We start from the raw sequence: 20,403 nt of genomic DNA, 5'->3' as shown, positions 1-20,403 counted from the left end.
ATGGACTTCAAGCATGGCAGCATTACTTTTCTATAAAGACCCTGCACCACTCAATCGTGATCTTCACAAGGCACTGAGATACCAATCTTCCGGAGATTATTCATTTACCGATAGTGTAAATTCTGTACCTCTGACGGGTATTGAGTTTTTTGAAGCCAGTCGAGATATGCCTGTGCTTTTCAGCAAAGATGATGAAGGACGTTTTTTTCCTCTGGCGCTGCTTTCACTGATGGATGCCGGCCATAAACAACTGGATGGCGAAGGACGCTGGGAAGACAGTTATGTTCCAGCCTTTGTCAGACGCTATCCTTTTGCTCTCACCGATGAGGGAACGGTTTGTTTTGACAAGGAATCTGCTCAAATTGGTGGTGAAGAGGGTGAGGCACTCTTTAATGACGAAGGTGAAAACTCCGAAACCCTGAACAACATCATCCAGTTTTTGAACAACTACGACCAGCAGTACAAAAATACTCGCGCCTATTGTGATGAATGCAGTGAGCTGGAGCTGTTCTCACCTTTTAATCTTCAGGTCATGGCCGATAAGGATAATCCCCTGAGGCTGGAAGGGCTGTATGTCATCGATGAGAAAAAGCTGGCCGGGTTGCAGGAAGAAAAAATAAACGACTGGTTCAAGGCTGGCTGGCTGGCCTGGAGCTATGCGCACCTGCACTCTCTGGGAGCGCTCAAGCGGTTGCTGAAAAAACAACAGTAAAACTGCAGTCATTGAGAGTTAAAACAGACGGGGGCTTGCCCCCTCTTCTTCGTCTGGGGCGCCTGAAGGACAGCGTCAGGAATAAAAAGAAAAAGGAAAGGGATTCTATGACATGCTTTAATCGCACGCTGTTGTCGACCTCTATTGGCCTGGCTAACAGAGCAACATTCAACAAGGTTCCCTGGCCGGTAGTGACCGGTGCCCTGTTTTCTGCGCCGGCAATGGCAGTGGATAACGACATTCGTGCCGTAGATGGAATCACCTCGGTGTCCAGTTCCGGTAATGTCCATACCATTACTTCCACAAAGCGCTCCAATGCTTCCGCCATCAATGTCTTTGACAAGTTTGTAGTCGGCACATCCCATACCGCTAACCTGACAGTACCTGCTGATGCCAGTAATCTGGTCAATATCGTCAGGGGCTCTGATGCGCCGGAAGTACACGGTATCCTGAACAGCTACAAGAACGGCTCCCTGGGCGGCAATGTGGTATTCGCCAGCTCTGCTGGCTTCATCGTAGGTGAGACCGGTGTCGTCAATGTCGGCAAGCTTTCTATAAAAACACCCGATAGCAGTGAAATCGCTGCGCTTCTGTCCAATGGCGCGCCGGTAGACAGTGAGGTCAGTGATCTCCTCGGTAACAGTTTCAGCGTCTCTTCCTCTGGCCTGGTGAGAATCCAGGGCAAGATCAACACAGCTTCAGGCATAGACATCTACGCCAACACCATTGATGTTGATGAAAAGGCTATCATCATTGCCGGCAATGCAGCGGCTGCCAGCGGTGTCAGCAACTATGGACAAAACAACGATTACACGGCGGTTAACGTCGATGACCTGACTATTCCAAACGAATTAAAGGTCGATGGCGGCACTATTGTTCTCAAGGCTTCCAGCAGCGCAGACGCTGCCATTAACCTTTCCGGTGATCTTTATGCCGATGGTGGATTTACCATCACGGCTGAGAAAATTTCCGTCAACTCGGGTTCCACTCTGGATGCAAGAGACGGCGCCAGTCTGGCTTCGTCCGGCAGTATTCAGTTTCAGGCTGACGGTAATACATCTACGACACTGACTCTCAATGGCAGTAGCAATCGTGTACTTCTCCAGAGTGGTTCTGCCGCTTCTCCGGAAACCAATGATTCCGGCATTAACCTGATTGGCAGTGTTCTCTCTGATGGATCAGTGACAGTTGCCGGTGACAAGGTTCAGATGAATTCTGGCAGTTCTCTGGATGCAGAGGGCAGTGTAACGGTCACGGCTGCTACTCAGGCCAGCGTCAGTGGCACTTTGGCTGCGGAATCGGGCATCAGTATTGACTCCAAAGATATAGATCTGAACAGCGGCAGTGTTCTCGATACTCGAAACTCAAGCGACACTGCCCGGGGTGATGTAACACTCACGGCCTCAGCCAGTCAGGATGTCAGCCTGGCTTCCGCCAGCGCGACAACCAACATTGATTTCAGCGGTCAGGTATACGCCGGAAGTCTGACCGCAAGCGCCAAATCGAAAGCTGCCAGCAGCATCAAAGAGGAACCTGGCGTAGCCATGGGCTCCGTGGTGGGTGGTGCCCTTGCCGGAGCGTCATTTTACCTGATGGACGCCGATGCTGAAGCAACAGTCAACGTCAACAGCGGCGCCAATATAAACGCCAGTGGTAATGTTTCTCTGGCATCAGAATCCCATGCCGTTTCCGACGCTTCCGCCATTACCCTGGGCAATGCTCTGCCCGGAGCACTGGCAGCAGTTTACGCCACCAGTGACGCCACCAGTACCACCCACGTGAAGTCAGGAGCTACGATTCAGGCGGGAGGAAACCTGGACGTTTCTGCCCACAACGAGTCCTATGTGGCGGCCACAGCATTCAACCTTATTGCTGAAGATGCCAACAAGGTAGTGATTGCTGCCGCCGTCGGGGAATCCGATGTTGACGCAACCGCCAAGATTGACAGCGGAGTTACCCTGGACGCCAACAACCTGGTGGTCGCCGCAGAGAACCAGAATTACTACCATATCTCTGCTTCTGCCTATGGCCTGAAAGCAACCCGCTATGGTGTTGCGGTTGCTGTGGGTGATTTTGATACCAATGCTACGGCCGAGCTGGGCAGCAGCCTTGGAACCGATCAGGATAAGACGGGAAATGTTACCATCACAGCCCTGGACCGGACTCTGAACCAGAGGGTTCACTCCGGTGTGACAGTGGGCAGTAACCTGTTCATGCGCACCATCGGCTCCAAAGCCATCAGCGGGGTTTCTGCGTTGCAGAATGGTGTCCACAACTTCACCACCAAATACCTCCCGATAGGGCACTCTGCTCCCACCGATGAAACGGGCAAGGTCAGCTTCAAAGGCGGCCTGGCATTTTCCCTCAACCTTTCGGATCACGATGCCTACAGTTTCCTCGGCACCAATGTATCAGGGCAGACGGATGCACCACATATTATTGCGACTGGCAATATTCTGGTTGCCAGCCAGACCGATCTGGGCAGCGATAATCAGGCCGTTGCGGGTGGTAACAACAATGGTGCCCTGGGAGGCGACCAGGGCGGTTACAGAACTTCGGCAGAAGCGGCTGTATCGGCTCCCAAAGAGAATTCCAGTGGCAGCAACCAGACTCCGGCATCGGACAAAAGTCTGGCGCTGGCCCTTAACCTTGCCATTAACGACAGTGACGCGGTAGCAGAAGTCGGCCAGTCGGTACAGATCGATGCGGCTAATCTCGGTGTCATTGCTCTGCAACATATGCCTATTGTCTCCACCTACGACAAGTGGGACACCTTCTCTGATGTCGTCGGCAAATTTAACGGTATCGGCGGGTTACAGAACAATATTCTGACCGGTTTCGCCAATGCCGGTGCGGCTGCAGATAAGGAAGCCTACGGCGGCAGCTTTAATGTCCTGTGGAACGATATGGACACCAAGGCCTGGGTAGGCGACAAAGCCAAAATAACGACGACCGGTACGGGCAACTGGAGTGCGAGCAGAGAACTGAAGGCCAACAGTGAAGTTCCCGGAATTCTGGGTAGCAGCAAGGTCTTTAAAGACGTCACCTATACCTTCTCTTTTGATGATTCGGTAGCGGTCAGGGCCTATAACCTGATGGAAACCGCTACTGTTGCTGGTAATCTCGGTAGTCTGGGGCTGATACCGAACGCCAACGGCACCAATGAGAAAGGTAAGTCGGTTGGCGGCTCCATTTCCTATATCCAGCAGTCCGGTTCAGCCGTGGCGGGTATTGGCAAAGCCACGGTCAATGCCAGTGGCAATGTGGGGGTTTATGCAGAAACAGACGAACGTCACTTCCTGGTGACGCCTTCCTCCGGGCAGTCCAGTGGTATTGGCTTCAGTGGAGTTCTCGGCTTTCTCAATTCGGAAGTGTTGACTCACGCATCCCTGCACAATCAGGCTCAGCTGAGCGCTGATAATCTTGTTATCATTGCTGACCATGAATTTGGCAACTGGGCGGCGGCTGGTGCCTTCAGCTGGTCAGACCAGTCAGCGGTTGGCATCGCTATAGCGGCGAACGTTTCCCAGGGCGATACCAAGGCGTTTATTGGTGACAATTCAAAGGAATACAATAAGGTCAAGTTTCAGGACAAGAACAATAGCGAGACCGATAAGCCTTCCCCAAGTTCGCCAACGGCACCTGATCCAACAAAAGGCATCGTCGTTAATTCGGTAAGCGTGCGTGCCCGTTCAACAGGCACCAACGGATCTCTGGCGGTTGCCGGAGCATTAACCACAGAGCCCAGTGATGAGCCCGGCATTGGCGCCAGGTTCGAGAATTGGTACAACGGCTTGTCTTCAAAGCTGGCTGCGAATTACACCGGCGCTACCGGAAGCAGCAGTGATTCATCGATAGGCAAATCTTCAGAAAGCGGCAAGAACGACGACAGTGGCTCAGGTTCTGGCAAAAGTTCTGCGGAAGTCTCCAAGGAGCAGCTGGGCCTGACAGGGGCGGGCAGCTTTACTGTCTCCGTCAACAATATGGACGCCAAGGCCATTATTGATGGTGCTGCCATCAGCGGTCACCAGAACGGTAACAGCTACAACGATGTCGATGTTGACGTTCAGGCTCTGGAAAAAGTGATCTCCGCTTCTGCGACAGGTTCAGCAGCGCTGTCTATGCTGGGAGCAAATTCGCCTACCAATCAGGATACTATTGCCGGGGCTATCTCCTATCAGATCAGTTTCAATGATGCCCTGGCCTGGATTAAAGACTCTGTCATCACTTATGCCGATGACGTAAATGTTCAGGCATTGCACGGTGGTGAACTGACTTCCGTCGCCCTGGCGCTATCTGTCACCAGGCCGGACTCTTCCTCTGGCCAGACACGTAATGGTGCGCTGTCCATCTCGGGTGCCCAGATATACGACGGCACATCAGCACGGATTGAAGGTTCGTCCATCAGCTCAAATCAGGGGGCGAATAATGATCTTGAAGTCTCCGCCTATAACAACAGTTATGTTGGCGTAGGGGGCGGTACCCTTTACGGCGGCGGCAAGCAGGGGGCCGGTCTGGCCATTACCTTTGCCGAGATTAATGATCCGTCCGCCATTCCCGGAGACGCCAACCCGGATGGCAATAATGTTCTCAGTACCGCCTATGATGAGGATGTTTATGACGGTGCAGCCACCGAAGCCATCGTTGACTTCAGTGGTTCCAACCGGTCTTATCTCAATAACTTTGACCGGGTCGACATCAGTGCCCGCAGCCTGAACCGGATCGGTATTGGCGCCGCAGGTATTGGCTATAACAATAATCAGGAAGATTCCCTGGGCTTCCAGGGCAGCTTTGCCATAGGTTCCATCGGTGCGGACACCAAGGCGCTGATGAAAGGCACCAACATCACTGGGGCGGGTGTCGTTAATCTTAATGCCAGTGGTGAGAAAGACGGCGATCTTGACAAGATTCTCAGTGACCTCGGCTCCAGTAATACTAACAAGGATTACGACTTCAGCGGTGCTGAAGCCATGGACAATACCAACGTCCACACCAGTGAAGACGGTAGCGGCTCGACTTACAACTACTCCTCAGAAGGCAAGCGCATCATTGCTGTGGCTGGTGCTGTTCAAGCTGGTAAAAAGAATCTGGGTATTTCCTACGCCCATGCGGATGTGAAAAGTGAAACCAAAGCCCGCATGGAAGACGTCAATATCAATAAGTCAGGAGCCGGGGCAGACGTTAATATCAATGCCCGTGACAACTCCCTGCTCTACAGTGTTGCCATTGGTGTGGGTGTAGGCACTGGCGGCTTCTCCGGTGTCGGCTCTGTTGCGGTTAACCGCCTGAATAACCAGGTCCTGGCTGAAATTGGTGACTGGAACGGTTCCGATAAGGGGACCATCAACGCCAGTGACTTGTCTGTGGTCGCCCAGAATGACATGGATCTGATTAACGTCGCTGGTTCAGTAGCGGTGGCCAGTGGTCAGGGTGGCGCTATTGCCGGAGGTCTGGCAGTAGCCCTGAATCTTGTAGGTACTGACGAGCATTCAACAAAAGCCAGGGTCAGCAACACCAGCCTTAAGGTGGATGAGGATCTTACCGTCAGGGCGCTCAGCGGAACATCCAATGATCATAATCTGCTGGTGGGCAACGCCATCGCTATAGGTGCCAATCTTGGGCAGAGTGGTATTGGCTTTGCCGGCGCAATTTCTACCAACAATGTCGATCAATCCATCGAAGCCGGTATTAAAGACACCGCCACCAATCGTTCCAGCGCAGCATCTTCAACCAGTGGCGGTGATGTCGTTGTCCAGGGTCAGGATTACAGTGATAGCGTAGCCACAGCCTGGATGGGTGCTGGCTCCGGCAATGGTTCCGCCGGTGGTGTCGCCATTGCTACCAACCGTGTCGATTCAGATGTCACGGCAGAAGTGCTGGGTAACAAAGGCAACCCTGGCAGTACAACGCTCAAGGCGCAGAACGTTACTGTTGACGCTTTCCGCCGTAACTGGCTGTTGACCATCGACGCCGGTGTTGCTGCTTCCAAACAGGTATCCCTGGCGGGCTCAGTGGGAACCGGCGTTATAGACGGCAATGTGACAGCAAGAATTGCCGACGATGCCCGAATAGATGCCTGGAACAATGTCTTGGTCAATGCTGATGCGATGAGCGTCAATCTGGTGGGCAGTGGTGCTGTCGGCATTGGTGTCGATGCAGGCGCTGGTGCTGTCGCCATCTCTACAGCGATGGAATACGGCAAAACAGAAGCCTACATTGACGATGCAGTTGTGATTGCCAGAGGCAAGGGCAGCACTATGCAGGTGGATACCGGTGATCTCAAGGGCTATGGTGATCTGCCGGATCTTTCTACTGCCGGTGACAGTTCCAATCCGGATGCTGTCTCCATGGGTGACCTGACTTCCGGCTTCAACACGTTATCTGTGGAGCGCACCAAAGAATCGGTCAATGGTCTTGTTGTTAATGCAACGTCCAGAACCAAGCAGCGCGCGATTACTGTCGGCGGTGCTGGTGGCAAGGCCGTTGCTATCAATGTCAATGTAGCAACTAACGGCACCTATAACGCTACCAGGGCTTATATCAAGGATGCCACCATTAACTCCGGCGTTTCCGGTGAAGATGGTGCAGATGTCTATGTTCGTGCCAATGCTCATGAAGCGGGACTGGCTGTTTCTGCAGGTGTTGCCGTTTCTGGTGGCGGTGAAGCCGCTGGCGCGGGAGTTGGTGGTTTTGCCACCAATGACCAGAAGCGTTCCAGTGAAGCTACGGTTGAAAACAGTACTGTTAATGCGGATAAAGTAACCATTGACGCCAATACCTCGAAACTGGCTCAGGCCGTTTCAGCGGGTGTGGCAGCCGGGTTAGGCGCAACCGGTGGCCTGGGTGGCGCTGCTTCAGTGGTTATCACTGAACAGGCCGGTAACACGCGTGCCTGGTTACGAGGTGGCACAACCAATGCCAGAGAGGTAGTGGTTGTCTCCGACAGACGTCAGGAAGCCAATGTCGCCGCCGGTGCAGCCGGTATCGGTACGACAGTGGGCGTTGGTATTGGATTGGCCGTCAATATTGTGGGTGGTGATTCGAAAGCCATTATTGGCAATGATCTGGACGATAACGGCGATACCCTGACTACCGCAGTGAACTCAGATACGGTTACAGTGGATGCTGATCGGGTTTCCAGTGCAAAAAGTTATGTCTTTGGTGCTGGACTGGGTGGCGGCTATGGTGTCGCAGCGATGATCAATACTACGGAATTCCGTGGCGAAACACGTGCTGCAATTCATGGTTATCTCAAGAATAGCAACCTCACCACAGACATTCGTGGCAGTGACGGCAGTTCTGCCGCCACTAACGTGACCGTTAATGCTCAAGAACTTCAGGATGCTGATCAGTGGGCTGCGGGTATCGGTGCTGGCGCCAGTTTGGGTGTGGGTGCTGTGGCGAATGTGGTGCTGGGACGTTCCCAGGTCTACAGTGAAGCGGTTGGCTCGGACATTGAAGCGGGCACACTGGATATTGACGCCAATGCCCAGCGCCAGTCCAATCTGATCAGTGTTGCTGGTGCTGCATCCACTAACGCAGCCGCAGCGGTCAGTATCGGTCTTGCTCTTTATGGTCAGGGTGATACGACAGCCGAAGATGGCACCAACGCTGAAGATGAGTTTGATCCAAGCCGAAACGAAGCCAACACGGTTCTGGCTACGGATACTGCCAGCTATAACAGACATTTGTCTGATGAAGAGATCGCTACGCTGGAAGCCGATAACAATGTCACCATAACCCGCAGTCAGACGCCTTCTACTTCAACGACGACAGAATCAGGTAAGTCTCTCAAGCTCAGTGGTGAAAGTGTCACTGCTGCCCGGATCAGTGGCGGCAAGATTGATGTCGATACGCTTAACGTCAACGGTCGTACGCTGCAGCACAGCTACCAGGGGCTGGGCGCAGCTCAGGCCAGTTCTGTGGGTATTGCAGGCGTGGTGGGTATCAGTCGTTCCTATGAAATGAACATCGCCACCGTAGACAGCAATGTCAAGGCAGACAATGCGGTGATCGGCGCAAGCCTGGAGAATGCCAGCAGCGATGACGGCGCTCTTGAAATGAAGAGCTTTATTGTTGGCCTGGGTGGAACCAGCGTCGTTATTAACTACACCGATGCGCGCAGTGAAAACCGGGTTGTGGCCGGAATCAACTCAGCAGAGGGTAACGACACCGGAGATCTTGAAGTTACCGCTACCGATTCCACCGATATTCGTCTTGGGGATGTCAGCAGCGGTAAGCCCTCATCGGTTACCGATGGTTCCCTGAACATCAATATTGGCGCCGGGGCTCTTGGGGTCAGCATTGGCTATGCAGAAAAGGACAGTGACATTGATGCCTGGGTGGGTGAAACAGGCAAGCTGATAGACGGCTATAACAACATCACCGTTTCTGCCCTCAACGAAGGTATGGTGAAGAGCACAGGCTTCGCTCTGGCAGGCGGTTTGTTGGCAGGAGTTCAGGGGGTTGTGACTGACGCCCGCGATGATTCCGATGTAAAAGCGACAGTTTACGGCACCATTGATACCGGCTCTGATTCCAGTGCCGTTAATATCAATGCCCAGTCTGCATCGGAACTTTACTCCAGTGCTTATGGTGTCACCGTTGCGGCGGGTGGTTCCATGGGCGGCTCTTTTGCTTATGCCATTGCTGATACTAAAGCGGAAGCCGAAGTGGCTGACGGAACGGTATTTAACGGCAGTGGTGAAGTTATTGTTCGCTCAGAAACTGGCAGCGGCGCTGACGGTTATCAAAGTGCCTATGCTGCAGCCTTTGCAGCTTCCGGTGGTTTGCTCCTTGGTATTGCAGGCAGTGAAGCCAGGGCCACTAATAAGTCTCAGTCCATTGCCAGAGTGGGCGATGGTGTTTATCTGCCGTATTCTGACTTCACTGTGAATGCCCGTCATACCGGGGTGCAGATTGCTGATGCCGACGGCTACTTTGTTGGTCTGGTGGCCGGAGGCTATCAGACAGGTGTTGCTCAATCTTTCAGCTCAAGCCGGGTTGAGTTTGGCAAGAATCCGATAGCTGCCCTGGAACGTCCGGGTGACCTGACTCTGGACGCCACCAGTTACAACCAGAACCAGAGCTTTACCACCGCAGGCGGTGGCGGCTATTACTCTGGCAGTGCTGCAGAATCGGTTATGGATGCTGGTGATCACAGCAATGGCAATGAGTCCGCTGCGGTCAAGATTGATGACTGGTCTGGCAACTATCGGATTGTTCCTGTCGATGCCGGTGGTGTTTATATTTCTGCCAGCAGTGAGACGGAGTTCTTTGCCGGAACCGATGCTACCACCGTTTCTGTAGTGGGTGGTTCAGGCGCAACTTCTCTGGTCGAGGTGGATACCAATGCCAGGGTGGAGCTGGGCGAGAATGTCAGCTTCTCGGCGCTGGATATTGATATTGACGCCTTCAACAGCGCTTACCAGATTCAGAATCCTTACTTCAATGGCTTTACCTCTTCTATTCACGGCGCGGGCGGTGGTGCCGCCAACGGTACTGCGGGGCTTTCCTACCAGGATCTGAAAAACCTCGCCGCCGAAGTGGTGGTGGGTAAAAACGCTGTGCTGAAGATTTCTGACCTGGCCTGGATGGACAGCACTTACGACCACAACATTATGTTGGACGCCAACACGGATTTCTTTGTCTACGACGAATCCAAGCTGGAAATCGGTGGTGCCTTGCAGGGGGCAGGCGCTGAATCCGATGTGGATGTCAAAACCCGCAACAAAATCTCATTGGGTGAAGGGGCTGAACTTTATAACCCGAGGGGAGAGATTGGTATCGGCACTTACTCCCGGGGCAGTGCCGTATCCCAGGCTAATGTAACCGTCTGGGCGGCAGCGGGTGTTGCCGGTGGTGTCAGTACCGTTGATCTGGATGTCCTTAACCAGATTGATATTGGCAAGAATGCCATTATCAATGGTTATGGTAATGTCGGAATCTACAGCGGTCGTGGCAGTAATTACTTTCAGGAGAATCAACTGACAGGTAATGCCCTGGCCAACGTCTATAACTGGACGGCTATTCCTATTCCGGCTGGCAACAAGGCAAAATCCAACATCACCCTGAATAACAAGGTGAACTTTGCTGATGGTTTTGACATTGGTTCCGACAGCCATGTGTTTATTGAAGCCAATGAAGGACAGGTCAGTTCCACGCACCGTGGCATTGAAAAGAACCCCTACCTGGAGCTGTTCAGTTCTGAAACCAGCTTTGGCAGCAGTGACTCCAGCACCAGTAATATTCTGACCTTTAACGGCAATGGTAAGGTAGTTGCCGGGCAGTACGCCTATCAGTGGGTGGAAATAGAGTCTGACGGCACCATTAACAAGCAGCTTTACCGTTATGGTACGGCAGCCCGGATGAATGAGAAGTACTCCAGCCGGGCAGAACTGGAAGCCTACATCAAGGATCTTCAGGATCGCGTTGACCTGCTGGAGTCCTGGGACGGTTCCAGCATCCTTATCGATGGGATTACAGTGAGTGATGGCGATGGCGAAGATACCGGCAGCTCATCCGGCACTGGCTCCGAGAGCATCGTCGATGGTGGCACAAACCCTTACCAGGATGAGATCAATGAGCTGAAGTCAGAAATTGTACTGCTGTCGGCTATCGTCAATGATCTGTCTGCGAATCCGAACGATGCCATCAGGGTGGCGGATGTTCAGGCTACAGCAGGGAATATCAACCTGGTGGCAGACACCATTACACTGGCTGGCAGTAACAAACCTGACTTTACTGCCAAAGGCGACGCCTACATCAAAGTGGAGAACAAGACCGATGAACATTTGCTGCTGGAAAACCTGAGCATTACCAATCAGACCGGCGGTAACGTGTTTGTCACTGGCGGTGCCTCGCTGGGCAGCAATTACATCTTTGAGCAGTCCGGCAGTGATTTTACGTCGAAGACTGGCATTGATATCAGTCATGCACCAACCGGCGCCAACTACCTGGACTCTGACGTTATTATTAATGGTGATATCTCTAACCTGCTGTCCAGTGTCAATATTGATGTGGCAGAAGGCGATCTGATTCAGCAGGCTACCATCGAAGCTAACGCCATTAACCTGAACGTAGAGAACGGCAGCCTGCTGCTGAATTCCAACAAGCCACAAACTTACGGTCGTGATCCCAAGGCGCTGGTCAACTACACTGCTGGCTGGAAACCCTCCGCTGAAGGTTTTGTGCAGCTTTATCTCAACGACAAATACAGCACAGCCATCAATGCTACTGGTATTAATGACTTCAATAACTGGTTTACAGGCCGTGCAATCCGTCATACCGACGACCAGAAGAGTTATTACCAGGGCGGTAGCTACGGCTACGACGAGATGAACATCTACTTCAACTGGGGCTTCAGCGACAGTAAAGAATACAACGGCAGCGATGCAGTAGTATTCGAAATGCGCACCAACAGCAGCAGTCGTGGCGGTAGCAAGTGGAAGTTCAAGCCTGTTCAGAATTTACAGTCCAAACTTGAGCAGAGCGCTACCTACTCCCAGGTAAAAAGCAGTCTCGGCGGAACCGGCACTTCGATTATTGGTGAGAAGGTTGTTATTAATGCCGAGCGTCTGGATATCAACGGCAAGATCATTGTCGGTACCGATAACTCCTGGTCTGTGGATGTGGGTTCAGGCTTTGATGCGACCGTCGCCGATTACATCAGGGACGCCGGACTTTCTGCCGGTGATGTGATTAATATCAGGCCCGGCGAAACCAAGGCTCTCTGGGTCAAACATCCGTCTCTGCCCGGCCTCAAAACCCTGAAATACTATAACTTTGATGTGTCGTCCAGTAATGGCACCTCCGGCATCGGTCTGACTTATGATGTTGCTACCGGCAAGCTCAGGGCTGATGATATTCCGGTCAGCGGCGGTGGCTATGTGGCTATCAGGGCCAGAATTTCCTCAACCGGCGAAGAAGGTAATATTACCGTTAAGGACGGTCTTGGCCAGATTGACATCAATAACGACTCCAGCAAGCAGCTGGTGCTCGGTACTATCAGTGCCGGAGACGATGCCACTGGTGTTATCCGCATTACCGACCTGAACAAAAGAAAAAATGGCAGCTATTACAGTGAATGGTTCGTTCACTCGCCCGGCAACAAAATCAGACAGTATGAGACCGACGCCTGGGCGGTCAGTTATGACGAATCCAATTATGTGAAGAGCCTTGGCGGCACCGGAACAACGTCGACCATGACCTACAACCCCATGGCCGGACAGCTGTTTTATATCCGTGAAGGGGCGACAGTGGTGCGTAGCTTCGATCCGCCCGGAGACAGCTCTGCGCCTTATGATGGCAAGTCTATCGATGGCTACTTCGCGAAGTACCCGAACACCTTGGGGGACTGGTATTACGAAACCAACTGGAACACTGAAACCAGCTATTACACCACCTGTTCCTACAAGCCGGAAGCCTGTTCCAATGGCACAGCCAGTAATTACCTGACCCAGGTCTATGACCGTGGTGGTGAGTATGTCTGGGGAGTGAAGTGGGGCCTCAGCTACGACAAGTACTACGGCAGTAACATGACCAATGTCGATCCTGTGGTTTACGTTCCCTATCGTATGTGGATGGACGCCCACACCTATGTGAAGGCGGACAACGCGATCAGCTTCCAGTTCACTGGTTCGGCTAATGGCTTTATTGACCTGACCTCAAAATCTTCTATAGAGCTGACCGGTAACGTTTATAACCCCAGTGGCACCACGAATATCAGCACGCTCAATAATCTGATCACTTCGGGGTCCACCGCGATTACCTCTGACGTGACCACCATTGCGGCCAGAGGCAGCATTGGCAGCCAGGATAATGCACTGGCGATCATTACCGACGAGTTGGGCCTGAGCTCCAGTCATGGTTCTCTTTACTTCAACGTGACAGGCGCCGATGGTGATGTCGAACTTCGACATCTGAAAGCCAAATACGACATTGTTGGTGTTGTTGACAAAGGCATTGTGGCCAAAGACAGCAGTACGATTATTCAATCTGACCGTCTGGATCTGACCAGCTCAACCGGTGGTATTGGTAAGGTCGGAACCATTGGCAATACCGGTACCTACCAGTTCGTCAATATTTCCACCACCGGCACAGTGAAACTGAATGCCGCTACTGATATTGCTGTTAATCAGGCCAGTGGCGACCTTGAGCTTTACAGCGCCAATGCTAACGAAGAAGTGGTAATCAAGCTGGGTAATGGCCGGATTACCAACGGTATTGGCCGACTGGACAAGACCGATGAAGAGCTGGCTTATGATGCTGCGGTATGGGACAGCCTGAACCTGCTGGATGATGACGCCGGTGCTGTGACTGTGTCGTCTTACGAAAACCAGTTCACGCACAAGTACCATAGCTACTGGATGATCAAGCAACGTCTGTCTGACGACAGCGATGCCGGTTTCACCATCGATCCCGCCTTTGTTGAAGCCCTGAAAGTGCGTTACAACACCACTGACGAAGTGGAACTGACCAGTCTGGTGAAGGCCGACTATCAGGGACTTGAACAGTGGTTCGCAGATCAGGTTGCTGCCGCTGATGTTTACGACAAGGCTGAAGACGCCATTGGCATTGAGCAGAAAGGTACTCTCTTCGGTTATGACTATGGCAATCTGCTCACTGGCAGTTACGATCAGAGCTATCGCCTGACTCTGGCGAAAGACTCGAGCTGGTACACCGGCATGGTGGATGGTGCAAAGTGGAAGCAGAGCCAGCTGGATATCAGTATCTCTGCAACAGCGCTGAATGGCGACGCTTCAAGCCAGCTGACCAACAGGGAGGCCAACATCAAGGCTTCCGACATTCACCTGATTGCCAATGGCGGCAGTGTCGGTGAAAACCTGAATGACCTGGTCTTCACTGTCAGCCGTGATGGTTCCGGAACCATTACCGACGCCCAGAAAGCCGCTCTGCTGGCTGCCGGTGCCGGTGATATTTCAACGACAGTGACCCAGAACAATGTAACGTTCAACGTCAAGCAGGTTGACCCGATCAAGATCGATATGTCCGGGGAGCTCTACGCATCGGCCACCAAAGAGATCTACATCGAGTCCAAATCCGGCCTGACCCTGGGCAGTCTGGCTTCTTCCGGTAACGACATTCGTCTGGTGGTGGATGGTGCCATTGAAGCTAAATCAGGGCTGACCAATATAACTGCCCGTGACCTGTTTATCGCTAATACCCGTGGCGATATTGGCTCGCAAAGCAATGCCGTGAAGCTCAATCTCACAGGAGCGCTCAGACAGGCGGGTGCTGCATCGGATATGTACCTTCAGGGTGTGGGTGGTGATCTCTATCTCGGATCAATCAGTGCTGGTGGCCTGCTCTCCATAGCCAACGGTAATGATCTTCTGTCGTACAACAACGACAGCTTCCTTGCTGCTGAGTCATTCAATCTGGACGTCAACAGCCACGATCTGGGCAGCAGTTCCGGGGCGTTGAATCTGATTATGACAGGTACGGGTACTTTCCGTGCTGACGCAGGCAATGCCTGGCTGAACGTGAAGGACTCCAGCCTGTTCACGCTGGGGCAGGTTGATATCGACAAAACCTTGTCCCTCAGCGCAGTGGGCGCCCTGGCTCTGCAGGGGAATATTGACGCTACTGACCTGACTCTGGATGTGGATGGCGCTCTGACCAGCGGTGGTTACACAATGACCGTTGGGAATGACGCTGACATAGATGCCGACAGCATTGACCTGGGCGCCATGAACGTCAGAGTGGGCAGTGCTAATATCTACGCCCAGTCTGGCGGCCTCACTCTGGGTGATGTCACTGCATCCAAAGGTTTGTTGACGCTGCTGGCTAATGGTCAGCTGACCCTGAATGGTGACATTGTCACTCAGGGTGGAAATCTTCTGGCTGACGCCAACAGGATTGCAATGGATTCTCTGGCCTCTGTGACCAGCTCCGGCAATATCACTATGACGGCGTCGGATAGCATGAGCCTGTTTAATCTGACAGCCCGCAATGGTGTGATTGACCTGACTGCCAGCAACGGCTTTGATGCTCAACTGGGTTCAATTACCGCGACTCGTCTGGATGCCCGTGAGGTAGACATCGAAACCCAGGCTGACCTGACTCTGATTGACACAGTCGCAACCTCTGCAGGCAATATATTGCTTACCTCAGGTGGCGATATGTTCCTGAATGCGGATATCACCAGTGACCAGGGCTCCATTATTCTCGATGGACAGAAGGGACTGTATGCCACTCGTCGTATAAAGTCTGGCCAGAATCTTCAGATCACCACCAAAGGCAACCAGGAGCTGAGCACTCTGGAGGTTGGCGGTAACCTGGATATTGATCTGGAAGGCGGCTCAACCCTTAGTATTGCCTCTGCTACTGTTGCCGGGCTTGTCGACATTCTCTCCAGTGGCGACCTGACGCTGTCCGGTTCTCTGGCTGCGAGCGATGTGAGTATTGAAACAACCGGTGGCCTGACCTCTGGCGGTTCCATCAGCTCTTCAACAGGTTCCATGACCCTGAAGATGGGCAAAGGTCTGAACGTTCAGGGTGACATCGGTGCTTTCAGCAACATGAATATTGTTGCCGTTGAAGGTGTCACTATGGCAGCCGGCAAGAGTATTACCGCCGGTGGTTACATGGACATTAACGCCGCCTTCATCAATATGAGCGACAATAGCCTGATAAAATCCGGCGCTGACATGAAGCTCTATACACCGGGCTCCATGCTGCTGGGCACTCTGGAAGTGGGTGGTAACCTGGATATCGATATTGAGTCGGGTGCCGAGCTTGCTATCAGCAGTGCGACGGTTGCGGGTATCGTCGACATTCTTTCCAGCGGTGATCTCGATCTGTCCGGCTCTCTGGCAGCCAGTGACGTCACCATTGAAACCGCAGGCGAACTCACTGCCGGTGGTTCCCTCAGTTCTTCAGCTGGTTCCATGACCCTGAAGGTAGGTAAGGGGCTGAATGTTCAGGGTTATATCAGTGCCTTCAATGATATCGACATTGTTGCTGCAGATGGGCTGACAATGGCCTCTGGCCGAAGCATTACCGCTGGTGGCTACATGGACATCAATGCCGCCTTCATCGATATGGGCGACAACAGTCTGATGAAATCCGGTGCTGACATGAAACTCTACACACCGGGCTCCATGTTGCTTGGCGTTCTGGAAGTAGGCGGTAATCTCGATGTCGATATTGAATCAGGCTCCGTGCTTGCCATTGATTCTGCCACAGTTGCGGGAACCGTTGATGTACTGTCCAGTGGCGACCTGACACTGTCCGGCTCTCTGGCTGCAGCGGACGTGAAAATAGAAACCGCAGGTGATCTGACTGCCGGTGGTTCTATCAGTGCTTCTGCAGGCGCCATGACGCTGAAGATGGGCAAGGGGCTGAATGTTCAGGGGGATATCAGCGCTTCCAGCAATATGAATATAGAAGCGGTTGAGGGTGTCCTGATTGCTTCAGGCAGAAGCATGAGCGCGGGTGGCAACCTTGATCTCAAGGCTGCTTTCCTCGAGATGGCAAGTAGCAGAATTCTCTCCGGCGGCAACATGCAACTGACCACCAACGGTCTGATGGATCTTTCCGAACTGGTGGCAGGAGGTAATCTGACCCTGTTCAGTGGATCTGGACCGATTCTGTTCAACAAGTCTGTTACTGCTGGTGGACATACCAACATCAGAACAGGCAGCCCGGTTGTCTTGAGACTGTCTGCGTTTTCAGAGCCAGGCGCAGTGAATCTGGCAGCGGGAGAAAGCATTACCTCAGCCGGTGGCATCTCAATAGACACAGACACTCTAGTGCTGGGTGACAACAGTCGTTTGAATTCCGGGGATGGCGTCACTGTGTTGCTCAACACTTTTGAGATGGGCGACGATGTGGAAATTTCTGCTGTCAATGACATCGACATGACGGTTCAAAGTCAGGTCGTTCTGAATGGCCCGGTAAGTTCCAGCGCGGGTTCCATTCGAATTACCGGCGCTGAAGGTCTCGATATTCTGCACAGCCTCAATGCGGGTCAGGATATTGTTCTGACTGTTCCTGAAACCGTGGTTCTGCCTACCGAAAAACACCTGCTGGCTGGACGCAGCATCCGTGTGACTTCTGACTGGCTGGATCTGCAGGGCAATAACAATCTGCACGCAGGGGCAAACCTGACACTCAGCAATAATGGTATGAGCTTGCCTGACACGACCAGCCTGAGAGCGGGCGGTGATATGGCATTGCTGACCAGTGGTCTGGTCAGATTGAATGGTCAGGTGCAGCAGACAGGAGGCTCTTTCCAGGTCAACACTGACAGTGACATCCAGCTTAAGCAGGACATCAATGCCGGTCGACATATTCTGTTGACTACGCCTGAAGATGTTTATCTGGAAGTGGGTCGCAGCCTGATTTCCGGAGAGGACCTGCGGGTTGAGTCCGACGGCCTGTATCTGGGACGAAACACTGTGCTTGATGCCGGTGGCAACCTGGCGCTTATTAATAATACGCTGTCACTGCCTGACAGTGTGCAGATCAGCGCGGGTGGCGATCTTGAGCTTGAGACCGATGGAAGGCTCTATCTGACCGGTACCATTGGTGATATTGGCGGCTCTCTGCGGATTCGCACCGATGAACTGTATCTCTATCAGGATCTGAATGCCGGCGAGAGCATCGAGCTTGATACCAGCTACCGCATTTATCAGCAATACCGCAGGAATCTGGTCGCTGGAGAAGATATCAGTCTCAGTACTGACCGTTATTACACCGGCTATCGTAGCAGCCTGACGGCCGGGGATGATATTTCTGTGTCTACCCGGGATGGACTCGACTTTTACTACGTCAGCGCCGGTGGTGATTTCGCTGTTGACAGTGCATACGGTGATGTTCACTTCAAGGAGTCTGTCACAGCAGGTGGAGACATGAGTGTTGAGTCTGACCGTAGTGTCTATCTCTCGTCATGGAAAGACATCACTGCGGGCTCTCTCGCTGTGGGAACGGCCAATCAGTCCGGAGCTTATCGTTTCTCGGTGGGGTATGGCAGCACCATCGAGACAGAGGGCGACCTGCTGGTGAACACCACCTACAGCCAGGACTATCAGGAACTGATCGTTGGCGGTGATTTCACGGCAAGGGCTGAATATGGCTCTATCCATTTCCGGGACTCTGTGACGGCAGGTGGTGCTGTGAACCTCCACTCGGGAAGGGATATCTACCTGTCATCCCACAATGACCTCACAGCGACCTCTCTTTCCGTAGGGTCAGAGAGACAGGTGGGAGCCTACAACTTCTCGGTTGGTCACAGCAGTACCATCAAACTTGATGGTGACCTGTTGGTTCATACCAGACACGATCAGCAGTATCAGGCAACAAACGTCGGTGGCAGTGTTAATGCTGTGGCTGAGCAAGGGCGGATTTACTTTGCTGACTCCGTGATTGCTGCAGGGGATATGCAACTGCAGGCAGGACGTGACATTGACCTTTCAGGCCGTAGTGTCCTCAGCGCCAACTCTCTGACCATTGGCAGTCAGGAGCAGGCCGGGGCATACAACTTCTATGCAGGGTACGACAGCCGTATTGAGATTGCTGACGACATGTTCATACACACCACAAACTACCAGTCTTATCGTGATGTGACGGCTGGCGGTGATTTTGACGCCATTGCACATAGCTGGATCAATTTCAATGGTGATGTAAACGTCGCAGGAGCGATGAATCTTTATTCCGCAAGGGATATCCATCAGGCTTCACACACTGATTTGAAAGCAGGCTCCCTTACCGTTGGTTCAGAAGATTCGGTCGGTGCCTATCGCTTCAGCACGGGCTATGACAGTGTTATAGAAACCGACGGTGATCTTTTCATCAGCACCACGTCTTCCCAGAATTACCGTGCGCTGACTGCAGGAGGCGACTTCACCGCCAGGGCAGGATGGGGAGATATTGACCTGGGTGGATCAGTCATTGCTGAAGGTGCTGTAAGCTTGTTCTCCGAGAGGGACATTAGTCTTTCGGGCTGGACAGACCTTAAGGCGGCCTCACTGACAATAGGTTCCTCTGAGCATTACGGAGCTGATCGTTTCTCAATGGGCTATGAGAGTTCCATTGAAGCCAGTGGCGCGGTAACCATTCATACCCGCGGTAACCAGTATCTCGGCAGTCTGACATCCCACGCTGATGGATTGGCCTTTGCTCTCACCTCTGCACAAGGCGGCATTTACGGAAACAATGAATACAGATTCAGTAAGTGGCGTGATGCCAGTCACCTGACAGCCAGCAACGGAGAGGCTGTTCTTCAGGCTGCTACAGGTATCGGGCATCCGCTGGTGGTTCATCTGCCATGGCTTTCAGCAGAAACTGAGAGTGGCAATATCAACATTCTGGCCCGTGCCGATCTTCAGGCCAGTCTGCTTAAGACGACCGGTGGCAATATCTACATGACAACTCTGGGCTCACTGTCCATTGATGAACTGGAAGGTAACGCCTGGCTGGTGGTGGGTGATCTCCTGTTTGCCGGCAAAATGACCATGGAGCGTGGCTCGATTCGTTCTGAAAATGGCGTGGAGGTTGAAGAACTCAGTCTGACTGGCAGGCATGGCGTCAGCTTTTACGCACCTGATATCCGGGTGACTCAGGTCGATGACGAGGGCACCAGCACGGAAGTCGATACACAGCACTATGCGTATATCAAGCCTGCCTCTGAAAGCCGCAGTTGGGGATGGGGGAGATTTTTCTAGGGT

2 protein-coding genes are annotated in these 20,403 nt (G+C 52.8%); both read left to right on the top strand.

Annotation, left to right across the window (positions count from 1 at the left end; genetic code table 11):
- Nucleotides 1–13: 13 nt before the first annotated feature.
- Nucleotides 14–712 carry a SapC family protein gene (locus ACOJUO_RS03930; protein ID WP_422135460.1) on the top strand — a complete coding sequence of 233 codons (699 nt, stop codon included), beginning with the start codon at nt 14–16 and terminating at the stop codon, nt 710–712.
- A gap of 107 nt (nt 713–819) precedes the next feature.
- Nucleotides 820–20,400 (top strand): leukotoxin LktA family filamentous adhesin, encoded by a 19,581-nt coding sequence (locus ACOJUO_RS03925; protein WP_422138985.1) that lies wholly within the window; start codon nt 820–822, stop codon nt 20,398–20,400.
- Nucleotides 20,401–20,403: the final 3 nt, after the last annotated feature.

It is taken from the genome of Endozoicomonas sp. ALC020 (assembly GCF_049275935.1).
Taxonomy (GTDB): Bacteria; Pseudomonadota; Gammaproteobacteria; order Pseudomonadales; family Endozoicomonadaceae; genus Endozoicomonas_A.
The sequence above is the reverse complement of the archived record's forward strand: the minus strand, read 5'-3'. Positions and strand labels throughout refer to the sequence as shown.